At 76.7% G+C, this 23,114-nt stretch carries 18 protein-coding genes; 7 read left to right on the top strand and 11 right to left on the bottom strand.

All coding sequences use genetic code 11. The annotated features are described in order from the left end of the window. Window positions 1–365 precede the first annotated feature (365 nt). Window positions 366–557 carry a hypothetical protein gene (locus ADL22_RS22630; protein WP_066982763.1) on the top strand — a complete coding sequence of 64 codons (192 nt, stop codon included), beginning with the start codon at window positions 366–368 and terminating at the stop codon, window positions 555–557. 154 nt (window positions 558–711) lie between these two features. Continuing rightward, window positions 712–2,019 (top strand): glycosyltransferase 87 family protein, encoded by a 1,308-nt coding sequence (locus ADL22_RS22625; protein WP_066982753.1) that lies wholly within the window; start codon window positions 712–714, stop codon window positions 2,017–2,019. A 226-nt stretch (window positions 2,020–2,245) separates the two neighbouring features. Here ADL22_RS22625 and ADL22_RS22620 read toward each other — a convergent pair whose 3' ends face one another. Next, complete coding sequence (locus ADL22_RS22620) at window positions 2,246–4,024, bottom strand: DNA repair helicase XPB (RefSeq protein WP_234430810.1); 1,779 nt, start codon at window positions 4,022–4,024, stop codon at window positions 2,246–2,248. A gap of 190 nt (window positions 4,025–4,214) precedes the next feature. Then, window positions 4,215–6,875 carry a helicase C-terminal domain-containing protein gene (locus tag ADL22_RS22615; protein ID WP_066982750.1) on the bottom strand — a complete coding sequence of 887 codons (2,661 nt, stop codon included), beginning with the start codon at window positions 6,873–6,875 and terminating at the stop codon, window positions 4,215–4,217. 187 nt (window positions 6,876–7,062) lie between these two features. Between ADL22_RS22615 and ADL22_RS22610 the strand changes: the two genes are divergently transcribed. Beyond that, entirely contained in the window at window positions 7,063–8,334 is a 1,272-nt protein-coding gene (locus ADL22_RS22610; RefSeq protein ID WP_066982746.1) for a hypothetical protein, read from the top strand. 74 nt (window positions 8,335–8,408) lie between these two features. Here ADL22_RS22610 and ADL22_RS22605 read toward each other — a convergent pair whose 3' ends face one another. The 4 genes from ADL22_RS22605 to ADL22_RS22590 form a co-directional block, all read right to left on the bottom strand. Then, window positions 8,409–9,569: an ABC transporter substrate-binding protein gene (locus ADL22_RS22605; protein WP_079064347.1), complete on the bottom strand. Its 1,161-nt coding sequence runs from the start codon at window positions 9,567–9,569 to the stop codon at window positions 8,409–8,411. A 62-nt stretch (window positions 9,570–9,631) separates the two neighbouring features. Then, the gene (locus ADL22_RS22600; protein WP_079064346.1) at window positions 9,632–10,495 is read right to left on the bottom strand and encodes an ABC transporter ATP-binding protein; all 864 of its coding nucleotides are present in this window, start codon (window positions 10,493–10,495) and stop codon (window positions 9,632–9,634) included. Beyond that, window positions 10,492–11,595: a FecCD family ABC transporter permease gene (locus ADL22_RS22595; protein WP_066982743.1), complete on the bottom strand. Its 1,104-nt coding sequence runs from the start codon at window positions 11,593–11,595 to the stop codon at window positions 10,492–10,494. Before ADL22_RS22595 ends, ADL22_RS22600 begins: the two co-directional genes overlap by 4 nt. Continuing rightward, window positions 11,592–12,602: a FecCD family ABC transporter permease gene (locus tag ADL22_RS22590; protein WP_066982740.1), complete on the bottom strand. Its 1,011-nt coding sequence runs from the start codon at window positions 12,600–12,602 to the stop codon at window positions 11,592–11,594. Before ADL22_RS22590 ends, ADL22_RS22595 begins: the two co-directional genes overlap by 4 nt. Window positions 12,603–12,726: 124 nt before the next feature. Between ADL22_RS22590 and ADL22_RS22585 the strand changes: the two genes are divergently transcribed. After that, entirely contained in the window at window positions 12,727–13,389 is a 663-nt protein-coding gene (locus ADL22_RS22585; protein WP_079064345.1) for an HAD family hydrolase, read from the top strand. Here the strand turns inward: ADL22_RS22585 and ADL22_RS22580 are convergent. Beyond that, on the bottom strand, window positions 13,329–13,604 hold the full coding sequence (locus tag ADL22_RS22580) for a hypothetical protein (protein WP_066982733.1): 276 nt from the start codon (window positions 13,602–13,604) through the stop codon (window positions 13,329–13,331). The genes ADL22_RS22585 and ADL22_RS22580 overlap by 61 nt on opposite strands. 209 nt (window positions 13,605–13,813) lie before the next feature. Here ADL22_RS22580 and ADL22_RS36860 point away from each other — a divergent pair, with 209 nt between their 5' ends. Next, window positions 13,814–14,197 carry a cold-shock protein gene (locus ADL22_RS36860; RefSeq protein WP_066982730.1) on the top strand — a complete coding sequence of 128 codons (384 nt, stop codon included), beginning with the start codon at window positions 13,814–13,816 and terminating at the stop codon, window positions 14,195–14,197. 18 nt (window positions 14,198–14,215) lie between these two features. Here the strand turns inward: ADL22_RS36860 and ADL22_RS22570 are convergent, their stop codons facing one another. The 4 genes from ADL22_RS22570 to ADL22_RS22555 all read right to left on the bottom strand — a co-directional run bounded on the left by ADL22_RS22570 (window position 14,216) and on the right by ADL22_RS22555 (window position 17,813). Next, window positions 14,216–15,067 (bottom strand): 1,4-dihydroxy-6-naphthoate synthase, encoded by an 852-nt coding sequence (locus ADL22_RS22570; RefSeq protein ID WP_066982727.1) that lies wholly within the window; start codon window positions 15,065–15,067, stop codon window positions 14,216–14,218. Continuing rightward, window positions 15,064–15,831 (bottom strand): futalosine hydrolase, encoded by a 768-nt coding sequence (locus ADL22_RS22565; RefSeq protein WP_066982724.1) that lies wholly within the window; start codon window positions 15,829–15,831, stop codon window positions 15,064–15,066. Before ADL22_RS22565 ends, ADL22_RS22570 begins: the two co-directional genes overlap by 4 nt. 20 nt (window positions 15,832–15,851) lie before the next feature. Further along, window positions 15,852–16,358 (bottom strand): hypothetical protein, encoded by a 507-nt coding sequence (locus tag ADL22_RS22560; protein WP_066982721.1) that lies wholly within the window; start codon window positions 16,356–16,358, stop codon window positions 15,852–15,854. An 81-nt stretch (window positions 16,359–16,439) separates the two neighbouring features. After that, window positions 16,440–17,813, bottom strand: coding sequence for an MFS transporter (locus tag ADL22_RS22555; protein WP_066982719.1), 1,374 nt, complete (start codon window positions 17,811–17,813; stop codon window positions 16,440–16,442). Between the two features lie 403 nt (window positions 17,814–18,216). Here ADL22_RS22555 and ADL22_RS22550 point away from each other — a divergent pair, with 403 nt between their 5' ends. Further along, entirely contained in the window at window positions 18,217–19,122 is a 906-nt protein-coding gene (locus ADL22_RS22550) for a DUF3027 domain-containing protein (protein ID WP_066982716.1), read from the top strand. Window positions 19,123–19,710: 588 nt separating this feature from the next. Next, a complete protein-coding gene (locus ADL22_RS22545) occupies window positions 19,711–22,944 on the top strand; it encodes a sacsin N-terminal ATP-binding-like domain-containing protein (RefSeq protein ID WP_066982713.1) in 3,234 nt (1,077 codons plus the stop codon). Window positions 22,945–23,114: the final 170 nt, after the last annotated feature.

The raw sequence follows: 23,114 nt of genomic DNA, 5'->3' as shown, positions 1-23,114 counted from the left end.
AGTCAGGGGTGGTCGGGGGCGCCAACGGTTTTTGGGGCGGAGGGGGCGGGGTGCGGGCGGGGTGCGGGCGTGGGGCGTACGGGGACGGCACGGGCGGGGACGGGACGGGCGGGGGAGGCGCCGGGCCGGGGGCGGGGCGGCGCGGTGGCGCCGGCCGGGGCCCGGCCAGTGCGGGGCGGCGGTACCCGTCGCGGCTCGGCCCGGGGCGGCCCGGGACGGCCCGGCGCCGTACCCGGGAGGGAGAACCCTGAGAACCGTAGGTCTCCCGTAGGGGTTGGCGTAGGCCCAGAGGCCGACGCGGGGGCGCCGGGAGATCGAACCGTGGGCCGATGTGCGCCGAACGCGTGAAAACGATGATGGAGGACATGAGCAGCGCAACGATGTCCTCAGCCTCCGTCCACGCCGCCACCCGCCGCCCCGCCAAGGGCGCCCCGGCCCGCGGCCCCGCCGGCGCCCGGCCGCACCGTCCAGCGGTCGGCGGTGCCCTCCGCGCCGTGAAGATATTCGCGGCCGCCGCGTTCAGCGTGGTGGTGATGGGGGAGTACGCGGACGGCTGACCCCGCCCGCGCGCACCGGTCTGCACCGGTCCCTGCGGACGACGGCCGGCCACCGCATGGACCACCGGTTGACCGGAAAGCGTTACGGACGGTCGGTTCCGATCCACTAGCGTCGCCGCAGAGAGCGCGCTCAGGGCGATGAGGAGGGTCAACGGTGTCTGCCGCCGACGGGACGGGGACGTGGACGTGGAGACGCACCTGGGCGCGGAGCCTCGCCGACCCCGGCCGGCTGGCGACCGGTGCGGCCCTGCTGCTCCTGTCCCTCGCCGGGCTCTACGCGCTCTCGCGGGCCGTGCAGCTGCCGATGTCCGACATAGAGGTCTACCGCGCCGAGGGCCAGGCCGCCGCGACCGGCGGTGACCTCTACGGCTTCACGGTCACCAAGTGGGCGCTGCCCGCCACCTATCCGCCCTTCGCCGCCCTGCTGTTCATCCCCACCACCTGGCTCTCGCTCACCGCCCTGAAGATCACCTGTGTGCTGGTCAACGCCGCGTTCCTGGCGCTGCTGGTCCACCTCTCCGCGAAGGCCGCCGGGCTGCGCCGGGCCGCGTACTCCGCGCCGCTGGTGCTCGCCGCCACCGCCCTCGGCCTCTGGCTCGAACCGGTCTTCCAGACCCTGGTCTTCGGTCAGATCAACCTCGCTCTGACCTGCCTGGTGCTGTGGGACCTCTCCCGGCCGGACGGCGCCCGCCTCAAGGGCTTCGCCACCGGCCTCGCGGCGGGCGTCAAGCTCACCCCGGCGATCTTCGCGGTCTATCTGCTGATCACCGGACGGGTGCGGGCGGCGGCCGGCGCGCTCGCCGGGTTCGCGGTGTCGGTGCTGGTCGGCGCGCTGGTGCTGCCCGGCGCGAGCGTGGAGTTCTGGACCCGGCGGATGTTCGAGACGCAGCGGGTCGGCAAGGTCTGGATCGTCGACAACCAGTCCGTCCAGGGGCTGGTGGCCCGGCTGCTGCACACCACCGAGCCCGGTGTGTGGTGGCTGGCGGCGGCCCTGCTCACCGGTGCCGGCGGCCTGTGGACCGCCCGCCGCCTGTACGTCCGCCGCGGCCTGGACCACTGGGGCGTGCTCGCCACGGCCGTCACGGCGCTGCTGGTCTCCCCGATCAGCTGGTCGCACCACTGGGTCTGGTGCGTTCCGCTGCTGGCCGCCCTGGCCGCGCACGCCCGGCGCGACCGGTGGCGGTGGGCGCTGGTAGCCGCGGTCGCGGTGGCGTTCACGGCCCGCTCGATGTGGGCGGTCCACCACCAGGGCCTGCGCGCCCTGCACTTCTCCTGGTGGCAGCAGCCGCTCGCCGCCCCCTACCCGCTGCTCGGCCTGGCCCTGCTGGCGGCGCTGGCCTGGTGGACCCGCCGGTCCGCCACCGGCCCCGGCATACCCGGCGCCCGTACGGCGGCTCGCCGCGTCCCGTCACCACGCACCGCCGGCGCCCGGCCTACGAGCAGCCGGGCCACGGCGGGGTGACGGACGGCAGGGCACCCGGCAGGGGCAGCAGCAGCGGAGGGGAGGCGTGGTGACGACCGGGCGTGAGGCCGCCGCGGCCGTGATCAGCCCGTGGTCGGCGAGCGTGGTGAGAACCGGGCGCGGGGCCGCCCGCGGCCGTGATCAGCCCGCGAACGCCCTTCTCCGGCCCGGCGCCCGGCGCTCGTCCTCAGCCCCAAGACCCTCCGTCAGGCCACCCCGTCCGCCGTCAGGCCACCCCGTCCGCCGTGAGGTCGTCATCCCCGTCCGCATCGACGCCCGCGGAGCCGGACCCAGCACCCGTACCAAAGCCCGTACCGGCACCCGTACCCAAGCCCGAACCGGCCCCCGCACCCGCATCCGCGCCCCTCCCCGACAGCAGCTCATGCGCGTCCACGATCCGGTACGCGTAGCCCTGTTCGGCCAGGAAGCGCTGGCGGTGGGCGGCGAAGTCCTGGTCGATGGTGTCGCGGGCGACGACGGAGTAGAAGCGGGCCTCGTGGCCGTCCGCCTTCGGACGCAGCACCCGGCCCAGCCGCTGGGCCTCCTCCTGCCGGGAGCCGAAGGTGCCCGACACCTGGATCGCCACCGTCGCCTCCGGCAGGTCGATGGAGAAGTTGGCGACCTTCGACACCACCAGCACCGACAGTTCGCCCTGCCGGAACGCCTCGAACAGCTTCTCCCGCTGGGCGTTGCTGGTCTCGCCCTTGATCACTGGCGCGCCCAGGTGCTCGCCCAGCTCGTCCAGCTGGTCGATGTACTGCCCGATGACCAGCGTCTGCTCGCCCGCGTGCCGCCGCACCAGCGCCTCGGTGACCCGCTGCTTGCTGTCCGTCGTCGCGCAGAAGCGGTACTTCTCCTCGGCCTCGGCCGTGGCGTACGCGAGCCGTTCCGCGTCGGTGAGGTCCACCCGGACCTCGACGCAGTCGGCGGGCGCGATGTACCCCTGCGCCTCGATCTCCTTCCACGGCGCGTCGAACCGCTTCGGCCCGATCAGCGAGAAGACGTCCGACTCCCGGCCGTCCTCGCGCACCAGCGTCGCGGTCAGCCCCAGCCGGCGCCGGGCTTGGAGGTCGGCGGTGAACTTGAAGACCGGCGCCGGCAGCAGGTGCACCTCGTCGTAGACGATCAGGCCCCAGTCGCGGGAGTCGAACAGCTCCAGATGCGGGTAGACGCCCTTCCGCTTGGTCGTCAGCACCTGGTACGTGGCGATGGTGACCGGCCGGATCTCCTTCTTCGTGCCGCTGTACTCGCCGATCTCGCTCTCGGTCAGCGTCGTCCGCTTCACCAGCTCGTGCTTCCACTGGCGGGCCGAGACGGTGTTCGTCACCAGGATCAGCGTCGTCGCCTTGGCGCGCGCCATCGCGCCCGCGCCCACCAGCGTCTTCCCGGCGCCGCACGGCAGCACCACGACACCGGAGCCGCCGTGCCAGAAGCCCTCCACGGCCTGCGACTGATAGGGGCGCAGCGCCCAGCCGTCCTCGGCCAGCTCGATCGGGTGCGCCTCGCCGTCCACGTAGCCGGCGAGGTCCTCGGCCGGCCAGCCCAGCTTCAGCAGCGTCTGCTTGATCTGCCCGCGCTCGGACGGGTGCACCACCACCGCGTCCTGGTCGATCCGCGCGCCGACCAGCGGCTGCACCTTCTTCGACCGGAGGATCTCCTCCAGTACGGGCCGGTCGGTGGTGGTCAGCACCAGGCCGTGGGCGGGGTGCTTGGTGAGCGTCAGCCGCCCGTACCGCGACATGGTCTCGGCGACGTCGACGAGCAGCGCGTGCGGCACCGGATAGCGGGAGAACTGCACCAGCGCGTCCACGACCTGCTCGGCGTCGTGGCCGGCCGCGCGGGCGTTCCACAGGCCCAGGGGCGTGACCCGGTAGGTGTGGATGTGCTCCGGCGCCCGCTCCAGCTCGGCGAAGGGCGCGATGGCCCGTCGGCAGGCGTCCGCCTGCTCGTGGTCCACCTCCAGCAGCAGCGTCTTGTCGCTCTGGACGATGAGGGGTCCGTTCACGCGCCTCGCCTTTCGCTCTCCGGGGCCGAACCGTCCGGCCCGCGGTCCGCCGCGGCAGCCGTACGTGCCAAACCTCCAGTGTGCCGCATCGCACCGACAAGGCGGGCCGGTCGCGCCCGGCGGGCCGGCCGGCCCCGGCTTGAGCTGCCCCGGCGCCGGCTGTCCCGCCCCGGTCTCGACCTCGTCCCGGCTACACGGTGTCGTCGGCCAGGTCGCCGGCCGCCTCGTCGGCCAGTTCCGAGACCCCGGTGATGCGGTGCAGGGCGTAGGTGCGGACCTCGTCGGAGGTGTGGTCGTAGGCGGTGACGTAGCCGCCCTCGACGCGTACGGGGGCGATCACGCGCTGGCTGGCGGCGCCGTCGGCGTTGACGTAGCCGATCCAGACGGGGGAGCTGGTGAGGACCGCGGCCTGGACGGTGGCCAGGGTCTCCGCGGAGGTGGTGCGGGGCAGCGCCCCCGGGGCCGGGGCGCCGGGCGGGGCGTCGGAGGTGCCCGTTCCGGTTGCCGTTCCGGCCGCGGTGCCGGCACCCGTGCCCGGGGCGGGCTTGCGGGGCGCGGTGGCGGCGCGGTCGCCGGCCCGGATGGCGCGGACCGCCGCGTCCAGCAGCGTCCGGCCGGGCGGCGGCGGGCCGTCGGGCACCGGGGCGGGTGCCGTACGGGGCGGGGTGCGGTACGAGTCGGCGCGGGCGATCAGCACATCGCCGGCGGCGGACTCGGCGGCCGGGGCGTAGCCCATCGCCCGCAGCCCGTCGAGGAGTTGGTCCGGGGCGGTCTGGGCGGCGAGCACGGTCGGGGCGAGGCGGCGCAGCCGCAGGGCGGCGGCCCGGCGGTCGGCGAGGATCTCGGAGAGCAGCGCGTCGTCGTCGCAGCGGACGTAGGCGCCGGCCGCGCCGACCCGCAGCCGGCCGTGCTTCCGCGCCACGTCGTCGATGAGGTACGAGAGGGGCTGCGGCACCGGGGTGCGGGAGTGGGTGGCCAGGAATTCCTGGAGCTCGGCGGCGGACCGGCCGGCGTCCAGGGCGCGGCGGACCGAACCCGGGGTGAAGCGGTAGACCGTGGCGCCGCCCTTGGACTCGATATCGGCCAGCACGCCGAGCGCCTCGGCCAGCGGGCGGCGCAGCGGGCCCGGCGCGACGGCGGTCAGGTCGGCCTGGAGGAGGACGTGGTCGAGGGGTTCGGGCAGCAGTGGGGCGAGCAGCACGGCGGCCCGGCCGGCGGCGGTGGCGGCTTCGGCGGGGGTGGGCCGGGGCGGGGCCGGGGGAGCGGTGGCGGCCCCGGCGTCCCCGGAGGGGGCGGTCCCCTCCGGCCCCGTGGCCGCCGTCCCGCCCAGGAGTGCCCGCCCGTGGGTGGACAGGGCGCCGCGGCCCGTGACGCCGAGCAACTCGGCCTCTTCGAGCGTCCATTGGGCGAGGCGGGAGCGGAGGTCCCCGGAGGCGGGGCCGTCCGGGGCGGTATCCGGGGGCGCGGGGCGGCCGGCGGCCTGGGGGGCGGTGGCCGGGGCGGCGGCCCGGAGGGGGCGTTCCCACCGCAACCGGGACAGCACCGCCGCCTCCGGTACGGCCGTACCGGCCGGAAGCGTGGCCAGCAGGCTCAGGACGCGGTACCGGATCTCGGGGGCCGGCGAGCGGTCCAGGTGCGGGCCGAGCGCGGCCAGCGTGCGGCCCTTGGGGTCGGAGGTGCCGACCACCCCGGCGGTGCGGGTGGCGGGCAGCCAGGCGGCGGCCAGCACGGCCCAGCGTTCGTGGTCGGGCAGCTGGAGCCAGTCCTCGGCGGCCGGGGTCGCGGCGTACCGCTCGTCGGCCTCGCCGTCGGAGGCGATCAGCCCGGCCGCGTAGGCGAGTTCGAGCCAGAAGGCGGCGAGCTGCTCGGTGGTGTCCAGGGCGGCCGCGGTCCGCTTCAGGTCGCGGACGCTCAGGCCGCCGGCGCGCAGCACGGTCGGGCCGCCGAGGTCCCACTCCTTGAGGAGTTCCGCGACGGTGGCCAGCGCGGTGAACGCCTGGCCCGCGGCGGCGCCGTCCACAGCCTGTGGATCGCGCGCGGTGGCCGGCGCGAGGGCGGGCGGCACCGGCTCGGGGACGCGGTGCGCGCGCCCGGCGCGCAGGTGCAGCGCGGCCTCCCGGGGCAGGACGACGTTGCGGGCGCCGGCCGGGAGCAGCAGCCCGCGGTCCAGCAGCCAGCGCAGATGCCCGGCCGGCCGCTCGGTGACCGACCCGTAGGGCGGGCCCCACAGCAGCCGGTCCAGGGTGGCGACGGACTCGGCGGGCGCGGTGTCCAGGAGCGCGGCCATCCGCGTCCGGTCGGTGAACAGGCCGGTCAGCGCGGCGACCGCCGACACCGGGTCATGGGTGGCGGGCAGACCGGCCGCGGCCAGGATCTCCTGGAGCCGGCCGGGCGACATCCCGGCGGTGGCCTCCGCGACGGTCGGGCCCAGGCCGGTGGGGGAGGGGCGGGTGGGGCTCGGCATGAGGAGTTCGCGGGCGGTGCGGACCAGCCGCAGGCGGTCGTCCGGGCCCCAGACCAGCGCCTGGGCGCGCAGCGCCGCCACCGCGCCGGGCAGCGCCGCGGAGACCACCGGATCCCCGGCGTCGCCGGCCATCAGCGCCTCCAGTGTCCCGTACGGGCAGGGGTCGGGGGCCACCGCCAGCGCCTCGGCGGTCTGCAGGGTGAACGTGTCCAGCCGCTCCACCGCCCGCACCACGGACGCGCGGGTGCCGGCCCGGGTGGCCAGCTGCGTCAGATCGCCCGGTACCGGGTTGAGGAGGTCGGGGCGGGCCCGCAGCAGCCCGGCGAGCCCCCGGTCCGAACGGGTCCTGAGCTCCTCGGCGAGGGTGCGGGGCGTAGCGCTGGTCATTCGTCCTACGTTAGCCGGGCGGGCGGGGGCGCGGGAGGAGGCGAGGGGGGCGGGCGGTTTCGGGGACGGGGTGCCGGTGGGTGCGGCCCCCGCCCGCCCCGGGGCGCGGGGCGGGCCGCCGGCGGTGGCGGCCCCGGCCCACCCGGTACCGTCGGGGCAGCAACCAGCGCCTGCCGCAGGGGTTTTCGTGGGGATCGAGAGCGAGCAGCTCGTCTTTGACTATCTGAGCCGGGTGGGAGATCTGGCCCAGCAGCGCGGCCTGCCGTCCGGCGCCCGGATGCGGCTGGTCGCCTCGCTGCGGGCCGAGATCGACGCCCAGCGGGCCGACCAGAAGGCCGATTCGGTGCCCGGGGTGAAGCGGATGCTGGCCCGGCTGGGGACACCGGAGGCGGTGGTACGGGCCGCGGCCGAGGCGGAGGGCCGGACCGGCCAGGACGGCGGCGCGGCGCCAGGACCACGCCCGGCCCCGGCGGCCCCGCCGAGCCCGGGGCCCTCAGCGGCGTCCGGTGGGCCGGGCCGTCCCGCCCCGTGGGCCGAGGCCCGGGAGCGGCTCGGCGGGCTCATCGGCAAGGTGCCCGCGCCGCGCGACGGGGACGCCGAGGACGGCGGCCGGCGGCCCGGCTTCCTGACGAAACGTTCCCGGCCCGCCGCCCCCGAGGCGCCGCAGATCGCCGCGCCGCCCCATCTGGCCGCCGCGCACGAACTGGGCGACGCCCAGGACCCGCCCGACTGGTGGCGGGTGGAGGCCGCGCCCTACGGGCCGGAGGGCGGGCCCCAGGGGCCGGACGGCACCGCCTACGGGGCGGCCGACTCCGTACCCGGATTCGTCGGCGGCATCGAACTGCCGGAGGTCTGGGAGCACCCGGAGGAGAAGAACGCCGCGGCGAAGGACGGCGCGCAGAAGGGCGCGGACGGCGCGGCCCCGGCCAAACGCGGCGGTGGCGCCGCCCTCCCGGCCCTGCTGCGGCGGGCCCTCGGGCGCCGCCCCGCCGCGCCCGCAACCGGGGAGCCGGGGAAGGACACGGGCACCGGGGCCGGGCCCGCGACGGACGGGACAACCGACGCCGAGGCCACCGCCCCCGCCCGGCTGCCGCTGCGCGCCTGGCTCAGCCCCGTACCCGCGCTCGCCGTCCTGCTCCTGCTGGCCGGCGCGGTGACCGGCTCCTGGCTGGCCCTGGCGGGCGGCTGGGGGCTCGCCTACGTCTCGCGGCGGCTGGGCCGTACGGAGACCAAGTTCGCGGCGCTCGGCGTGCCGGGCGTCTTCGCCGGCGGCCTGGTGCTGTGGATCTGGGGCCGCTCCCAGGGCCGCTGGGGCGACGCGCTGCCCCCGGGCCACCTGGGCCAGGAACTCCTCGCCGCCCTCCCCGCCACGGCCCGCGCGGCCGCGATCGCCTCGGCCCTGTTCCTCCTCTGGCGCCTGCGGCGGACGGCGCGCGGTGCGGCGTCAGGCGGCGCCTGACCCGAACCCCAGCCGACCGCCCCGGGGGCACCCCAGCCGACCGCCCCGGGGGCACCCAAGCCAACCGCCCCCGGTCACTTCCGCCCCACCCCCCGCCCGATCTCGTCCAGGATCCTGTTCGCGCCCGTGTAGCCGATGCCCTGGATCCACAGCTGGTCGTCCACTCGCAGGGCCTTGCCGTTGCGGACGGCGCGGAGGTGCTTCCAGAGGGGGCCGGCGGTGATCTGGGACTCCTGGGATTTCTCGGGGGTGCCGTAGGTGGCGTAGAAGACGGCGTCGGCGTCGGCGCGGGTGATCTGCTCGGGGCCGACCTCCACCATCAGGCCGTCCTTGGCGCCGTTGACGACGGCGGTGGGGCCGGTGCCGAGGTCGTCCAGGACGGTGCCGATGTAGCTGCGGCAGCCGTAGACGCGGGTGTCGGCGCCCTGGACGAAGCGGACGACGTTGACGCGCAGCGCGCGGGCCGCGGCGGGGCCGCCGAGGGAGCGGGTGACGCGTTCGGCGTGCTCCCGGTAGGCGGCGACGGCGCGCTTGGCCTCGGGGACGCGGTTGAGGGCGGCGGCGTGGACGGCGAAGTTCTGCTTCCAGGGGTAGCCGGTGGACTCGGTCATCACGGTCGGCGCGATCTTCGACAGTTCGGCGTAGCGCTGCCCGTCGCGGACCTTGCTGGTGAGGATCAGATCCGGCTGGAGGGCGGCGATCGCCTCCAGGTTGGGGGCGCCGATGGTGCCGACGTTCTTGATGGCGGCGAGTTTGTCCTTGGGGAGGTAGGCGGGGAAGCCGGCGGCCGTGTCGGCGCGGGTGGCGCCCACGGGGGTGACGCCCAGGGTGAGCGCGGAGTCCAGTTCGGCGGTGTCCAGGACGACGACGCGGCGCGGGCTGTCGGGGACGGAGACCTCGCCCATGGCGGTGCGTACGGGGTGGTGGCCGCCGTCCCTGGGGGCCGGGGCGGGCCAGGTGGTGGTGGGCTGCGCGGGGCAGTCGGCGGCCTTGAAGGTGCCGTCCGGGCCGGCGGCGGAGCCCCCGGAGCCTCCGGAGTCCGCGCCGCCGCACGCGGTGAGCAGCAGCGCGCCGGCGACGGCGGCGGCCGCGGCGCGGGCGGCGGTGGCGCGCCCGGCGGCGCGAGCGGTGGTGCGCCCGGCGATACGGGCGCCGGCCCGCCGGGCGGTACGAGCGGCGATGCGGGCGGTCGTGCGGCGGGCGGCTGCGGTGGAGCGGGGCGTCGAGCGGGGCATCCCCTGTCCTTTCGGCTCGGCTGCGCGGCGGTCGGCGGGACGGGCGCCCTGCGGCGCGGCCGTCACCGCCGGGAGTCCCCTTCCCACGGACGGCCCGGAACCACCAGCGGCGAGCCGGTCACCGGATCCGGGACGACCACCGCCGCCAGGCCGAAGACCTCCTCGACCAGCCCGGCGGTGACCACCTCCCCCGGAGGCCCCTGGGCGACGATCCGGCCCGCCTTCATGGCCACCAGGTGGTCGGCGTAGCGGGCGGCCTGGTTGAGGTCGTGGAGGACGGCGACGACGGTCCGGCCGCGGTCGCGGTTCAGGCGGCGGACGAGGTCCAGCACCTCCACCTGGTGGGCGATGTCCAGGTAGGTCGTCGGCTCGTCCAACAGGAGCAGGTCGGTCTCCTGGGCCAGGGCCATGGCGATCCAGACGCGCTGGCGCTGGCCGCCGGACAGTTCGTCGACCGGCCGGTCGGCCAGCGCGGTGACGTCGGTGCGGGCCATCGCCTCGGTGACGGCCCGTTCGTCCTCCGCCGACCACTGCTGCCACCAGCGCTGATGCGGCTGGCGGCCGCGGGCGACGAGGTCGGCGACGGTGATCGCCTCGGGCGCCACCGGCGTCTGCGGCAGCAGGCCGAGGGCCTGCGCGATCCGCCGGGTGGGGATCCTGGCCAGGTCCGTGCCGTCCAGGAGGACCGCGCCGCGGCGGGGCCGCAGCAGCCGGCCCAGGGCGCGCAGCAGCGTCGACTTGCCGCAGGCGTTCGGGCCGACGACGACGGTGACCGCGCCGTCCGGCACGTCCAGGTCCAGGCCCTCGACGACGGTCCGCTCCTCGTAGGACAGGGTGAGGTCGCGGGCGGCCAGGCGGGCCGCGGGGGTCTCCTGGGCGGCGGGGCCCGCCTGGGGCGCGGGCCGCGGGGTGCCGGTACCGGTCACGCTTCTCCTCCTGTGGCCCGGCCGCGGGCCCGGTGGCCCCGGACCAGCAGCCAGATCAGATACGGGGCGCCGACCGCGGCCGTGAGCACGCCCACCGGCAGCTCGGTCGGCGCCAGCAGTTTGCGGGCGAGCAGGTCGCCGAGGACGACGATGACGGCGCCCAGCAGCGCCGAGCACACCAGCGGGATCTGCGCCGTCCTGGTCAGCCGGCGGGCGATCTGCGGGGCCAGCAGCGCCACGAAGTCCACCGGCCCGGCCGCGCCGGTCGCCATCGACGCCAGCACCACCCCGACCGCCACCAGCCCCAGCCGGACGCGGCCCAGCCGGACGCCCAGCGCGGTCGCCGTCCCGTCGTCCAGGGACACCGTCCGCTGGGCCCGCGCCGCCCACGCCACGGCCGGCAGCAGCGCCAGCAGCGCCCACCCCAGGGGCGCCGCCTCCGCCCAGCCGCGTCCGTTGAGCGACCCGGTCATCCATACCTGGGCCTGCTGCGCGACCAGGTAGTCGCCCTTGGTCAGGAACAGCTGGGTGACCGAGCGCAGCGCCACCGCGAAGCCGATGCCGATCAGCACGAAGCGGGTGGCGTGCAGCCCGCCGCGCCACGCGAAGACGTAGACCAGCAGCGCCGCCAGCACCCCGCCGGCCACCGATACGTACGGCAGCACCGCGAACGAGGTGACGCCGAAGGTCATCGCGCCGACCGTCACCGCCCCGGCGCCCTGCGTCACGCCGATGATGTCCGGGCTGGCCAGCGGATTGCGGGCGACGGTCTGGATCAGCCCGCCGGCCACCCCGAACGCGGCGCCGGCCAGCAGTCCGACCACCATCCGCGGCAGCCGCAGCGTGCCGACCACGAGCTGCTGCCCGGACGGCTCGCCGGCCAGCACCTTCAGCACCTCGGCGGGCGCCACCCAGTTCTCGCCGGCGCACAGGTACGCCACGCACACCGCGGCCAGCAGGACGGCCAGCGCCGCGGCGGTCGCGGTGGCGCGGCGGTGCAGCAGGAACGAGCCGCGCCCGGCCCGCACCAGGGCGTACCCGGCGGGCCGCAGCGGCACCGGGCGGGCCGCGGGCGCGGCGGTGTCGGTGCGGGCCGTCATGCCGCCACCGCCCGCCGCCGCACCAGCGACACCAGGAACGGCACGCCGATCAGCGCCGTCATCACCCCGGCCGGGACCTCCGACGGCGGGAAGAGGACCCGCCCGACGGTGTCCGCCACCAGGACGACGACCGGGCCGAGCAGCGCCGCCATCGGCAGCGACCAGCGGTGCCCGCCGCCCACCAGGGCCCGCGCCACATGCGGGACGGCCAGGCCCACGAACGCGATCGGCCCGGCCGCCGCCACGCCCGCGCCGGTCAGCACCGTCGCGCCGAGCCCGCCGGTGATCCGTACCGCGGCGATCTTCTGGCCCAGCCCCCGGGCCACGTCCTCGCCGAGCGCCAGGGCGTCCAGACCGCGCGCCACCGACGCCACCAGCACCGCGCCGACCAGCAGGAACGGCCAGATCCGCGCGGCCACGTCCGCGTCCCGCCCGGTCAGCGAACCGACCTGCCAGAAGCGGAACTCGTCCAGCGCCGCCGCCTTCGTCGTCAGGATCGCCATCGACACCGACACCAGCAGCGCGTTGATCGCCGCGCCGGACAGCGCCAGCTTCACCGGCGTCGCGCCGCCCCGGCCCCGGCTCGCGATCCCGTGCACGACGACCGCGGCCACCCCCGCCCCGGCGAACGCGAACCAGACATAGCCGGTCAGGGTGTGCACCCCGGCGAAGGCGATGGCGGCCACCACGGCGGCCGAGGCGCCCTGGCTGATGCCGAGGATGCCCGGGTCGGCGATCGGATTGCGGGTCAGGCCCTGGAAGACCGTGCCGGCCACCGCCAGCGCCGCGCCGACCATCACGCCGATCAGGGTGCGCGGCAGGCGCAGATACCGGACGACCTGCGCGGCGTCGCCGCTGCCGCCGTGCACCAGGCCGTCCAGCGCCGCGGCCGGCGAGAACGCGCCGCTGCCGACGCTGAGCGAGAGGACCACCGCGAGCAGCAGCGCCAGCACCGCCAGGGCGGTCAGGCCGAGCCGCCGGCTCCGCTTCCGGGGCGTCACGGGCATGGCATCAAGGGGTCGGGTCCGTTCCGGTCGTCAACTCTGGGTGCGGGCCCGGGACCCGCCGGTTAGGTAAGGCAAGGCTAACTGTATGCCCTGGCCGGTTCGGCCCGCAGGCACAATGGCAGGCATGGCTGCGCACTCCCTGACCGTCGGGTTCGACCTCGACATGACGCTGATCGACTCCCGCCCCGGCATCAAGGCCGCCTACGAGGCGCTCTCCGCCCGCACCGGGACGTACATCGACGCGGACGCCGCGGTGACCCGGCTCGGGCCGCCGCTCGCGGAGGAGATAGCCCGCTGGTTCCCGGCGGAGCAGGTGGCCGAGGTCTGCGACGTCTACCGCGAGCTGTACCCGTCGTACGCCATCGCGGACAGCCTGGCGATGCCCGGCGCCCGGGAGGCGGTGGACGCGGTGCGCGCGGCCGGCGGCCGGACCGTCGTCGTCACCGCCAAGTACGAGCCCAACGCCCGGCTGCACCTCTCCCACCTGGACATCGCCCCGGACGCCGTCGTCGGCTCGCTGTGGGCCGAGGCCAAGGCCACCGCGCTGCGCGAGCACGGCGCCGGCGTCTACGTCGGCGACCACACCGGCGATGTGCGCGGCGCCCGGACCGCGGGCGCGCTGTCCGTCGCGGTCGCCACCGGCCCGTGCGCACCGGAGGAGCTGCGGGCGGCCGGCGCCCAGGTACTGCTGGACGACCTCACGCACTTCCCCGGGTGGCTGGATCGCTACCTCGCCGAGGGCGACGGCGAGGCCGGCGGGGCCGCCGCGGTGGCCGCCTCCGCCTGACGCCGCTGGGCGGCCGCGGAGCGCACCACTCCGGCCCCGGCGAGCAGGAAACCGGCGCCCATCAGCATGGACACCCAGTAGAACTCCCACGGCAGCGGACGCGTCCCGAGGAACAGCGGCAGCACCGTGACGAGAGTGGCCAGTGCGCCAACTAGGAACACGATCGCGCCGATTCGGACCAGCAGATCCCCGGCCTGGGGCGTTTCATCAGACACCTGACCAGGGTAAGTCCGGCTGGGAAGCGCCGAGGATCCCCCCGGCGACGTCTTGTCACCGGGCCCCGGACCATTAGCCTTGGGGTAGGCGGGCTCCGTGGCCCGCTGCACTGCTATCCAGACCCATTTTTTCCCCGCCGCGGCCTCGACGGCAGTGCCCGCGGCGGACCAGACCCGCATTTCCGACGAGTACGAGGACGAGGACAGACGTGCCTACCGGCAAGGTCAAGTGGTTCAACAGCGAGAAGGGCTTCGGCTTTCTCTCCCGCGACGACGGCGGTGACGTCTTCGTACACTCGTCGGTGCTGCCCGACGGCGTGGACACGCTCAAGCCCGGCCAGCGCGTGGAGTTCGGCGTCGTCGCGGGCCAGCGCGGCGACCAGGCCCTGAGCGTCAACCTCCTCGAACCAGCCCCCTCGGTCGCCGCGGCCATGCGCCGCAAGCCCGACGAGCTCGCCTCGATCGTCCAGGACCTCACCACCCTGCTGGAGAACGTCACCCAGCAGCTCGAACGGGGCCGCTACCCCGAGAAGCAGCACGGCGCGAAGATCGCCGGCATGCTGCGGGCGGTCGCCGACCAGCTCGACGTCTGAGCCGGCCGGCGGCTGTCCTCAGACGAACGCCAGCGCATCGCGGCCGAGGGGCGGTACGAGCCCCTCGGCCGCGGCGCGGGTGAGCAGCCCGCGCACCGCCGCGTAGCCGTCCTCGCCGAGGCCGGCGGTGAACTCCGTGACGTACAGCCCGATGTGCTGGTCGGTGACCTTCGGGTCCATCTCCTGGGCGTGCGCCAGGACGTACGGGCGGGCGGCCTCCGGGTCGTCCCAGGCCATCCGCACCGAGGTGCGGATCGAGTCCGCCAGCCGGCGCAGCAGCGGCGCGCCCAGCGACCGCTTGGCGATGATCGCGCCCAGCGGGATCGGCAGCCCGGTCGTCAGCTCCCAGTGCGCGCCCATGTCCGCCAGGCACCGCAGCCCGTAGTCCTGGTACGTGAAGCGGGCCTCGTGGATCACCAGCCCGGCGTCCACCTTGCCGTCCCGCACGGCCGGCATGATCTCGTGGAACGGCAGCACCACGATCTCGCCGACCCCGCCCGGCACCTGGTCCGCCACCCACAGCCGGAACAGCAGGTACGCGGTGGACCGCTCACTGGGCACCGCGACGGTCTTCCCCGCCAGGTCCGCCGGGCCGCCCGGCTGCCGGGTCAGCACCAGCGGGCCGCAGCCGCGCCCCAGCGCGCCGCCGGTGGGCAGCAGCGCGTACTCCTCCAGCACCCACGGCAGCACCGCGTACGACACCTTCAGCACGTCCAGTTCGCCGCGCTCGGCCATGCCGTTGGTGCGGTCGATGTCGGCGAAGGTGACGTCCAGCTCCGGCGCGTCCGGGACCCGGCCGTGCGCCAGGGCGTCGAAGACGAAGGTGTCGTTCGGGCACGGCGAGTAGGCGATGGACAGCGGCCGGGTCATGGGGTCCTCCCGAGAGTGTGGGGTGGTGCCGGAACGCGGGCCGCCGCGAGGGTGCCCGCCAGGGCGCCGGGGAACGTGCGGAACGCGCCGGTCAGCGCGGCGAGCGCGGGCCCGATGCGCCAGGCGGCGCGGTCCCGGGGGCCGACCGCGTTGGAGATCGTGCGGATCTCCAGGACCGGCAGGCCGTGCGCGGCGGCCGCCTCGGCGACGCCGAAGCCCTCCATCCCCTCGGCCAGCACGCCGGGGTGACGCTCCGCCAGCTCGGCGGCGCGGGCGGCGCTGCCGGTGACGGTGGAGACCGTGACGACCGGGCCGGTCCGCCCGCCGGCCGCCGCCGCGACGGCCGCGGCCAGCGCCGGATCGGGGCGGTGCAGCACCGTCCCGAAGCCCAGCTCGGTGACCGGAACGAAGCCGTCCGGGGTCTGCGCGCCCAGGTCGGCGGCGACGATCGCGTCCGCGACGACGACCGTCCCCAGCGGCGCGGCGGGCGCGAAACCGCCGCCGATACCGGCCGAGACCACCAGGCCGTACGGCGCGCCGGCCAGCGCGGCGGCGGTCAGCGCGGTGGCCGTGCCGGCGGCCGCGGCGGCCGGGCCGACCCCGGCCGCGAGCACGTCCGGGGCGCCCGAGCCGCCGGGCGCGCGGTGCAGCGCGTAGCCGCCGGGCAGCTCCTCGGGGACGTACCCGCCGCCGTCGCCCGGCTCCGGCGCGGCGCACACCGCGTCGCGCTCGGCGGCCACCGCGGTGACCACCAGCACCCGCACGGGCCGCGCGCCCAGTGCGCTCAGTCCTTCAGCTTCAGGTTGAAGTGCCACAGCGCCTGCGGGCCCTGGCCGGTCTCCTTGCCGGCCTCGGCGACCAGCAGGGTGACCTCGCTGACGTAGCCGGACTGGCCGGTGACCGGGTTGGTCTGCTTGAAGAGGTCGTCGACGTTGAACGACCGGTACGTCTCGGTGGTGGGCTGCATGAACGGCGTGGCGCCCACGGCGAACCAGCCGGCCTTGGCGACCTTCGGGTCGACACCCACCCGGATCTTCTCGCCCGGGCGCACCGTGAGGGTCTCGCTGCCCTTCTTGGTGATGCAGCTCTTCAGCTCGGCCTGGCTGAGGGACTTCCCGTCGCCGTCGCAGCCGGGGGTCACCTCCGCGGTCGCCGTCCCCGAACCGACGGTCACGGTGGCCAGCGACGTCGGCTGCTGGCAGGCGGAGAGGGTGAGCAGGCCCAGGGACACGGCACCGAGGGCGGCGGCGGCCCGGCGGCCCTTGCCCCGGGAGATCAACGCAGCGGTCATACGGGCAGGCTATCGGGCGTCCCGGCGCGCGCCGCGCTCGGGTGCGGCGCGCCGCACGCCCGGACCGGCCGCACCGGCGCGTCACACCACCCGGGGAGCCGCCCGGCCGCCGCGCCGGGCCGCGCCCAGCAGCCCCCGCGCCGACACCGCCGCACCGGCCGCCACCAGGCAGGCCGCCACCGCCAGGCCCAGCGCGCCGACCAGCGGCAGCGCGATGCCCAGCGCCCCGCCCGCCACCCACGCCAGCTGGAGCACGGTCTCGGAGCGGGCGAACGCCGAGGTGCGCACGGTCTCCGGTACGTCCCGCTGGATCAGCGCGTCCAGCGCCAGCTTCCCCAGCGCCTGGCACAGGCCCGCCGCGGCCGCCGCCGCGGTCACCACCACCGCCGCCAGCACCGCGTAGCCCAGCGCCGCGACCACCGTGGCGGCCAGCGCCAGCCCCAGCACCGCGGCGATGATCGCCTCCGGGCCGCGCGCCCGCAGCCAGGCGCCGACCGCCGTCCCCAGCGCGTTGCCGGCCCCCGCCGCCACCGCCACCAGCCCCAGCGACACCGCCGCGCCCAGTCCGTCCAGCGGCCGCTCGCGCAGCAGGAACGCCAGGAAGAAGGTCAGGAAACCGGAGAGCGCGCGCAGCGCCGCGTTCGCCCGCAGCGCGTCCGGCACCGGCGGGCCGACCGTGCGCAGCCCCGGCCGGGCCCGCCGCCCCGGCCCGGCCGGCCCCGCCCCGTCCCGGGACGCCAGCCGCGCCCGGCCCTCGCCCTTCGCCGAGTCCACCGCGTGCGGCAGCGCGAACGACAGCACCGCCCCGCCCGCGAAGACCGCGCACGCCCCGTACAGCGGCCAGGCCGGCCCGAGCAGATGCAGCCCGGCGCCGGCCGGCGCCGCCGCCCCGGTCGTCAGCAGCCCCGCCAGCGTCACCCGGGAATTCGCCCGCACCAGCGAGACCCGCGGCGGCAGCAGCCGCGGCACCACCGCGCTGCGCACCACCCCGTACGCCTTCGACGCCACCAGCACCCCCAGCGCCGCCGGATACAGCGCCGGTCCGCCGCCGGCCACCGCCGCCGACATCGTCAGCGCCAGCACCGCCCGGGCCAGCATCGAACCGGCCATCGCCGCCCGGCGGCCGTGCGGCACCCGGTCCAGCAGCGGCCCGACCACCGGCGCCAGCAGCGCGAACGGCGCCATGGTGACCGCCAGATACAGGGCCACCCGCCCGCGCGCCTCGTGCGTCGGCACGGAGAAGAACACCGTCGAGGCCAGCGCGACCGTGATCAGCATGTCGCCGGCGGAATTCACCGCGTGCAGCTCGATCAGCTGCGCCAGCCCCGTCTCGCCGGCGCCCTCCGCGCGGGTGGCGCGCCGCACGCCCCGGGCCGCGCCGGACAGCGGCCGGTGCAGCGCGCGCCCGGCCGCCCGGCCCGCCCGGCGGGCCCTCGACTCCCTGACCGCGGCCACCCGGCCATACTGCCCCAACTCACCCCAGAGACGGCGTTTTCTCCCCCTGTCCCGGCGGGCCGCACCCGCCCCGGCCGGCCGCCGTCCGCACGGCGCGCCGCCGCTCCCCGGAGAGATTTGCCGCTCCCGCCGAGGGGTCGTACAGCGTTGAAGGGGTAGCGTGTCCAGAGCGCCACCGGCGGTCCGTTCCGGCCGCGTACCTCATTTCCCTGCGATCACGCAGAATGGGACGTAAGAGGTGCGCTCGACCGAACGATCCAGCCGGGCGCGGACGTCGACGCGGTCCCCCGGTCCGCTCCGCCCGCCCCGGTCCCGCCGGTCGTCCGGACAGGATCAGGACAGCTCCGGCTGGCGCGCTCGTGAGACGGCGTGGAAGAGAGAATCGATTCTTGTGAGTGCTGCGATGCGAAGCCGTACCCCGGACCGCCTGTGCGCCGAGGCGGTCGACCTTGCCCGGGCGGCGGCCGAGGAGGACGCCGCGCCCGGCATGGTCGGCGAGCACCTCGACGCCGTCGCCGAGGCGGACCGCGTCGTCACCCACCTCTTCGACTGCCGGGAGCCCGGCTACCGCGGCTGGCGCTACGCCGTCACCGTCACCCGCGCCGCCCGCGCCAAGGTCGTCACCCTCGACGAGTCGGTGCTGCTGCCGGGCCCCGACGCGCTGCTGGCCCCCGAGTGGGTGCCGTGGAGCGAACGCCTGCGCCCCGGTGACATGGGCCCCGGCGACCTGCTGCCCACCGAGGCCGACGACCTGCGGCTGGAGCCCGGCTTCAGCGGCGAGGACGTCCCGCCGCCGAACGCCCCGGTCGCCGAGGGCATGGCCGCCGACGTCGCCGACACCGAGGAGGCCGAGGTCCTCCCCGGCTCGCCCGCGGTCCAGCCGGTGCCGGACCGCGGCAGCATCGCCGCGGTCGCCGGCGAGCTGGGCATGGCCCGCGCCCGGGTCCTGTCCCGCTACGGCCTGCACGCCGCCGCGGACCGCTGGGAGGAAGCCTTCGGGCCCAAGACCCCGATGGCCCAGGCGGCCCCCGCCAGCTGCGTGTCCTGCGGCTTCCTGACGCCGATGGCCGGCTCGCTGCGGCAGGCGTTCGGCGTCTGCGCCAACGAGTTCTCCCCGGCGGACGGCCGGGTGGTCTCCCTCTCGTACGGGTGCGGGGCGCACTCGGAGGCCGCCGTCATGCCGAAGCCGCCGAAGCCGGCGGAGCCGGTGCTTGACGAGACCGTTGTCGAGCCGGTCTCGATCCGTCCGGCCCCGGACGGGGGGTCCGTCGAGGACGGCGGGCCGGCCGAGGAACTCGGCCACAGTTAGCGCTTGGCGCCTCGCCCACGTGGTCGGGTTTTCCGCCGTGCGGGGTGCGGTTCTTTCGCCTTCGGCGGGGGTGGTGTGTGGGCGGGGTTCGCCTGCTTCTGCCCGTTGGTTGTGGGTTCGGGGGCCTGTGGGGCGGGCCTCCGGGGGTGGTTGTTCGGACTGCTTCGCTTTACGTCCGAACAACCACCCCCTCCGGCCCGCCCCACAGGCCCCCTTCCGTTACCCCGTTCGGTGACCCCCGCCCGGTGGGGGAGTTGCAGGGCCCCGTAGGGGTGGCCCCTCAGCCAGAAGCTGACGTTGTGCGTGGGCACCTCGTACCTCCCCTTGTCCCCCTCCTGGGGTGGGGTCCCCTGACGGCGGGGAGGGTGTGGGGCCTCCGGGGTGGGTGTGCGGACGTAAAGCGTCAGCAGTCCGCACACCCACCCCGGAGGCCCCACACCCGGCACCCACCACTCACCGGGGCCCCACCCCGCAACACCCCCTCGCGCCGAAGGCGCGGAACAGCAACCACCACGGCGGGAAAGCCGACAACGTGCGGGTACCGTCGGGACCAGACACCTTGGACGAGGGAGACGAGACGTGGCAGGTATGCCGTGGGTGCGGGGCGCCGACGAGGGCGCCGACCCCTTCGGTACGGCCCGGTTGCGGCGCGGCGTGCTGGACGCCTGGGCCGCCTCGCCGGCCCGGTTCCGGGAGGACGCCAACGCCGAGGAGGACCTCGCGCTCGGCGGGTACCGGGACCGGCTGGCCGTGGAGCTGGCGCAGAACGCGGCGGACGCGGCGGCCCGCGCCGGCGTGCCCGGACGGCTCCGGCTGACCCTGCACGCCGCCGACGGCGGCGCCCCGGCGGTGCTCGTCGCGTCCAACACCGGCGCGCCGCTGGACGCCGCCGGCGTCGAATCGCTCTCGACGCTGCGGGCCTCGGCGAAGCGGGAGAGCGGCGCGGCGGCCGGCGCGGTGGGCCGGTTCGGCGTCGGGTTCGCCGCGGTGCTGGCGGTCAGCGACGAACCGGCGCTGGTGGGCCGGACCGGCGGCGTCCGCTGGTCGCTGGCCGAGGCCCGGGAGCTGACCGAGGCGGTGGCCGCGCACAGCCCCGGCCTGGGCGGTGAACTCCGGCGCCGCGAGGGCCACGTACCGCTGCTGCGGCTGCCGCTGCCCGCGGAGGGCACCGCGCCGGAGGGCTACGACACCGCGGTGGTGCTGCCGCTGCGGGACGGCGCCGCGCAGGACCTCGCCGAACGGCTGCTGGCCGGGATCGACGCGGCGCTGCTGCTGACGCTGCCGGGGCTCGCCGAGGTCGTGGTGGAGACCCCGGAGGGCGTCCGGACCCTGACCCGCCGTCAGGACGGTGAGCTGGTCGTCATCGACGACAGCGAGCGGGGCGCGACCCGCTGGCGGGTGGCGTCCGACGGCGGGCCGCTGGACCCGGCGCTGCTGGCGGACCGCCCGGTGGAGGAGCGGCTGCGGCCGTTCTGGTCGGTGACCTGGGCGGTGCCGGTGGACGAGGCCGGCGCGCCGGTCCGGCCGGGCACCGCGCCGGTGGTGCACGCGCCGACCCCGACCGATGAGCCGCTGGGCCTGCCGGCGCTGCTGATCGCCTCGTTCCCGCTGGAGCCGACCCGGCGCCATGTCGCGCCCGGGCCGCTGGCGGACTTCCTGTCCGGCCGGGCCGCCGCCGCGTACGCGGACCTGCTGGGCCGGTGGCAGCCGGTGTCGGCGGACACCCTGGACCTCGTACCGGGCCCGCTGGGCAAGGGCGCGCTGGACGGCGAGGTGCGGCGGCGGATCCTGGCGCTGCTGCCGCGGGTGCGGTTCCTGCCGAGCGCGGCGGCGCCCGCCGGGGCCGCCCCGGAGGCGGCCGGCGAGTGGGACGAGGAGGCCGCGGAGCGGTACGTGCTGCGGCCGGTGGACGCCGAGCTGGTGGAGGGCGCGGGCGCGGCGGCGGTCGGAGTGCTGGCCGAGCTGTTCCCGGGGCTGCTGCCGGCCGGGCTGGAGCGCCGCCAGGAGCTGCGGGCGCTGGGCGTGGCCCGGGTGCCGCTCACCGAGATGATCGACCGGCTGGCGGGCGTGGAGCGCGCCCCGGAGTGGTGGTGGCGGCTCTACGACGCGCTGGCCGGCACCGACCCGGACCGGCTCAGCGGCCTGCCGGTGCCGCTGGCGGGCACCGGGCGGACGGTCATCGGGCCGCGCCAGGTGCTGCTGCCGCTGCCCGGCGGCGGCCCGGACGGGGGCGAGGACGCGGCCGGCCGGCACCGGGCGCTGACCCGGCTCGGCCTGAAGGTCGCCCACCCGGAGGCGGTCCACCCGCTGCTGGAGAAGCTGGGCGCGACCCCGGCGGCGCCCCGCGCCGTCCTGACCACCCCGCAGGTGCGGGCCGCGGTCGCCAACTCCCTGGACGCCGACGAGGACGCCTACGACGTCTTCGAGGACGAACTCGCGCCCGGCGCCGGGGTGCCGCTGGGCGCCGAGGAGCTGGCCGAGGCGGTGCTCGGGCTGGTCCGGGACGCCGGTCTGGCGCCCGGTGACGAGCCGTGGCTGGCGGCGCTGGCGCTGCCCGACGAGGACGGCGAGCTGGCGCCGGCCGGTGAACTGGTCCTGCCGGGCAGCGACTTCGAGCAGGTCATCCGGGAGGGTGAACTCGCCGCCTGCGACGCGGAGTTGGCGGAGCGCTGGGGCGGGCAGCCGCTCACCGCGGTGGGCGTGCTGGCCACCTTCGCGCTGGTGCGGGCCACCGATGTGGTGCTCGACCCGGACGAACTGGAGCCGCGCGACAGCGACTTCCCCGAGCCGGACGACGCCGGACTGCTGGACGCCGTCGACGTGTGGTGCGAGGACCTCCTCGACGCGCTGCCGGAGACGCCGGTGCCGCCGGTCGTCACCGAGCTGGTCGCGGTCCGCGATCTGGACCTGGTCGCCGACGACGCCTGGCCGCGGGTGCTGGAGATGCTCTCCCAGCCGCCGCTGCGGGACGCCCTGACCGCGCCGGTGCGGGTCCTGCTCCCGGACGGCACGACGGAGTCGGTGCGCCCGTACACCGCGTGGTGGCTGCGCGGCCACCCGGTGCTGGACGGGCGCCGCCCCGCCGGGCTGCGCGCCGCGGGCGGCGATCCGCTGCTGGCCGGGCTGTACGAGGCGGCGGACGCGGGCCGGGTGGACGCGCAGGTGCTGCGCGCGCTCGGCGTCCGCACCTCGGTCGCGGCGCTGCTGGACGAGCCGGGCGGCGCGGCCGAGCTGCTGGCCCGGCTCGCCGACCCGGACCGGCCGGTGGGCACCGCCCAACTGCACGCCCTGTACGGGCTGCTGGCCGATCTCGACCCCGATCAGGTGACGCTGCCGGACGAGGTGCGGGCGGTGGCCGGCGGGGAGATCCGGGTGGTGGACGCGGCGGACGCGGTGGTCGCGGACGCCCCGGACCTGATGCCGCTGGCCGGCGGCCGGCCGCTGCTGCCGGTGCGGCCGGCCCGGGCCGCGGAGCTGGCCGAGCTGTTCCAGGTGGAGCGGCTGAGCGAGGCGGTCACCGCCCGGGTGCGGTCCGAGGGCGAGGTCCACGACGTCCCGGACGCGGTCCGCGCGCTGCTCGGCCCGGCCGTCCCCGTCACGTACACCGAGCACGAGGAGCTGCTGGTCGACGGCCCGGACGGGACGGCGGAGCTGGACTGGCGGTGGACGCCGGACGGCACCCTGCACGCGGCGACGCTGGAGGGGCTCGCGGCCGGGCTGGCCTGGGCGGCCGGGCAGTGGCCGCGGCGCTTCGAGGTCGCGGCGCTGCTGGAGGACCCGGAGCGGGGCGAGGAGCTGGCGCGGGAGCGGTGGTTCGACTGACGGCCGGGTCCGGGGCCCGGGTCGGGTCCGGTTCCGGTACGGAGGAGGCGGGGCGGTTCGCGGGCGGAGGTCCGGGGGCCGCCCCGCGGCCGTCGCGGGGCGGTCGTGCGGTCGTCGTACGGTCGTCGCGGGCCCGGGAGTGTGCCGCCCGGGCGTGCGTAACCGGATAA

The organism is Streptomyces sp. NRRL F-4489, from assembly GCF_001509485.1.
Taxonomy (GTDB): Bacteria; Actinomycetota; Actinomycetes; order Streptomycetales; family Streptomycetaceae; genus Streptomyces.
Note: the sequence above shows the minus strand (reverse complement) of the source record. Positions and strands in the feature narration are given on the sequence as shown.